4 protein-coding genes are annotated in these 2,810 nt (G+C 72.6%); 1 reads left to right on the forward strand and 3 read right to left on the reverse strand.

Annotated features, from left to right (window positions below):
- From AB0M20_RS36140 to rnhA, 3 genes are all read right to left on the reverse strand, one after another.
- Positions 1-965: multicopper oxidase domain-containing protein (locus AB0M20_RS36140; RefSeq protein ID WP_364305114.1), on the reverse strand; the 965-nt coding region annotated here is incomplete at its 3' end.
- A complete protein-coding gene (locus AB0M20_RS36145; RefSeq protein ID WP_364305116.1) occupies positions 962-1,405 on the reverse strand; it encodes a hypothetical protein in 444 nt (147 codons plus the stop codon). The genes AB0M20_RS36140 and AB0M20_RS36145, both read right to left, overlap by 4 nt.
- Before the next feature lie 103 nt (positions 1,406-1,508).
- The gene (gene rnhA, locus AB0M20_RS36150; RefSeq protein ID WP_364305119.1) at positions 1,509-1,985 is read right to left on the reverse strand and encodes a ribonuclease HI; all 477 of its coding nucleotides are present in this window, start codon (positions 1,983-1,985) and stop codon (positions 1,509-1,511) included.
- A 240-nt stretch (positions 1,986-2,225) separates the two neighbouring features.
- Between rnhA and AB0M20_RS36155 the strand changes: the two genes are divergently transcribed.
- Positions 2,226-2,810 (forward strand): ATP-binding cassette domain-containing protein, encoded by a 585-nt coding sequence (locus AB0M20_RS36155; RefSeq protein ID WP_364305120.1) that lies wholly within the window; start codon positions 2,226-2,228, stop codon positions 2,808-2,810.

Consider the following 2,810-nt stretch of genomic DNA (forward strand, 5'->3'; position numbering starts at 1 on the left):
ATCGGCGCCGGGAGCAGCCCGTCGTCGCTGCCGATCTGGATCAGCGGCACCCGCTTGCCGCCGGCGTCGAGCGCGAGGCGGTAACGGCGGGCGTTCGACCCGTTGATAAGCCGCAGCCGGTAGCGGGCGGCGTCGACCTCGTGCCGGGGCCAGGCGGCGCCGTTCACCAGGATCACGTCGCCGAAAACGCCGGAGACGAAGTTGCCCCGGGCGCCGGGGGCGTGCATGTTCGGGTCGCGCATCGGATAACGCAGCGATCCGTCCTCGTCGAAGGCACGGTCGCAGATCACCAGCGGCAGGTCGCGGTCGTCGCGCGGCAGCGGCAGCTTCGCCTCCTGGTCGTCGGTGATCAGGAAGGCGCCGAAGAGCCCTCGCCAGACCTGCGGACCGGTGAAGTCCATCCGGTGGTCGTGGTACCAGAGCGTCGCGGCGCGCTGCGTCATCGGATAGCGGTAGTCGCGCTCGGTGTCGTGCAGCTTGCCCGGCATCGAGTGATGGTGTGGCGGCGCGGGGGAGTAACCGGCCGGCGTGATCAGGTCGGTCGGGAAGCCGTCGGACTCGGCCGGGGTGACGCCGCCGTGCAGATGCGTCGAGGTCGGGACGGGCAGCTCGTTGCGGACGGTCACGACCATGGGCCGCCCCCGCCGGCCGTGGAATGTCGGGCCGGGGAAGAGACCGTCGTAGCCCCAGATCTTCGTCGGGCGGTCCGGGAGCAGGTTCGCGGTGGCGACGCGCTGCGTGACGACGTAGTGGTCGGCCTCGGCGGTCACCCGGGCCGGGCGGGCCACCGGCGGGATCGGCAGCGGCACGCGGAACCGCTCCGGGCGCACCTCGCTGGTCAGCAGGTCGCCGGTGCCGGGCCCGTCGGCCGGCCGGCCGCAGCCGGTCGCCGCGGCGAGGCCCGCGCCGCCGGCCAGCGTGAGGAGGGCGCGGCGGGAGAGCGCGGCCTTCATCGCTGCCGTCATCGCTTTGTCCGGTACGCGAAGGCCCACCAGGTAAGGCCGGCGGACAGCGCCATGATGGCCATGCCGATCGGGATGTGCAGGCCGACGAGGCGGGCGAAGCCGATGCCGACCTGGACGCCGATCAGGAGCCACAGGACGACGCCGAAGACGATCGGCCACCACGGTCCCCGGCCCGGGCGCACCAGCAGCACGGCCGCGACCGGGAGCGCCATCGAGGAGAGCACCAGGAAGACGCCGTTGGCGCTGTGCAGGCCGAGGAAGGTGACCTTGCCGGTGATGAAGCCGCCGGCGAGCACGGCCTGCAGGAAGACCTGGAGCAGGACCAGCACGGCCAGGGCGCGCAGCAGCACGATCGGCCAGTGGGCCGGGCGGCGGGCCGGTGGCGCCATCGCCGGGGCCGCATCGGCGGTGACGTGCGGAAAGGGAGCGTTGTCAGGCACGAGTTCATCGTGCTGGCGTACCCGGCCGAGCGGATCGGGCGGCGTACCTAAGGGTCGCCCGGGTAATCCGGCGGTCCACGGCCGGTCGGGTGTCCGGGTTCACTCAGGGTTGGTGCGACGGCTCCCGGGCGTCGAGGGCCTCACGCAGCCCCCGCGCGGCGAGCCGGTCGGCGCGTTCGTTCTCGGGGTGCCCGGCGTGGCCCTTGACCCAGTGCCAGCGCACGTCGTGCCGGCTGACCGCCTCGTCGAGGAGCTGCCAGAGATCGACGTTCTTGACCGGCTGCTTCGCCGAGGTGAGCCAGCCGTTCGCCTTCCAGCGGGGCAGCCACTTCGTGATGCCGTCGCGGACGTAGATGCTGTCGGTGTAGAGCATGACGGTCAGCGGCGCGCGGGTCAGCGACTCGAGGGCGCGGATCGGCGCGGTCAGCTCCATCCGGTTGTTCGTGGTCGGCGTGGCCTCGCCGCCGCACAGGTCCTTCTCCGCGGAGCCGTAGCGCAGGACCGCGCCCCAGCCGCCGGGTCCGGGGTTCGGGATGCAGGCGCCGTCGGTGTAGATCTCGACGACGGTGGGCTCGGTCATGCGCGCACCCTACCGACCGCGGCCACCGGGAGGAGTGAGGCGGCCTCCGGGAGGAGGAAGGCGGGCGTGGCGAGCGGTAGACAGGACGCAGGGTCGATGCCGGTGACGGAGGGTCGCCTGGCTCGGCGTCCGGGAGGGGCCGGGCGCAACGTATCGTGGCCGGAGCGGATCCGATGGGGTTCGCGTGGACGTCGAGACAGTCTTCAGTCCGGTTCAGGGTGGCAGGGCTGTGGGGGTGGGATGACTCGGGCCGGGGCCGTCGAGGTGCGGGACGTGGTGGTGCGCTACGGCGACGTCACGGCGGTGGACGGTGTCTCGCTGACCGCGCCGCGCGGGCAGGTGCTCGCTCTGCTCGGCAACAACGGCGCCGGCAAGACCAGCCTGCTGCAGGTGTGCGAGGGCTTCCGCCGGCCGGACGCCGGCAGCGCCTCCGTCCTGGGCCTGGATCCGGTGGGCGACCACGACGCGCTGATGCCGCGCATCGGGATCATGCTGCAGTCCGGCGGGGTGTATCCGTGGGCGACGGCCGGCGAGATCCTCGAGTTGTTCGCCGGGTTCGCGGCGACGCCGCTGGACACCGGGATGCTGCTCGACCGGCTCGGGCTGCGGCACCTGCGGCGGACCCGCTGGCGGCGACTGTCCGGCGGGGAGCAGCAGCGGCTCGCGCTGGCGGTGGCGCTCGTCGGGCGGCCGGAGCTGCTGTTCCTGGACGAGCCCACGGCCGGCATGGACACCGAGGCCCGGCACACCACCTGGCAGCTTGTCGAGCAGCTGCGGGCGGACGGCGTGTCCGTCATTACCTTACTTACAGCGCTTATTAAATAG

It is taken from the genome of Actinoplanes sp. NPDC051633 (assembly GCF_040681735.1).
Lineage (GTDB): Bacteria > Actinomycetota > Actinomycetes > Mycobacteriales > Micromonosporaceae > Actinoplanes.

Coding starts and splice junctions, on each gene's coding strand:
- rnhA (WP_364305119.1), bottom strand. CDS start 1,985: ATGACCGAGCCCACCGTCGTCGAGATCTACACCGACGGCGCCTGCATC.
- AB0M20_RS36155 (WP_364305120.1), top strand. CDS start 2,226: ATGACTCGGGCCGGGGCCGTCGAGGTGCGGGACGTGGTGGTGCGCTAC.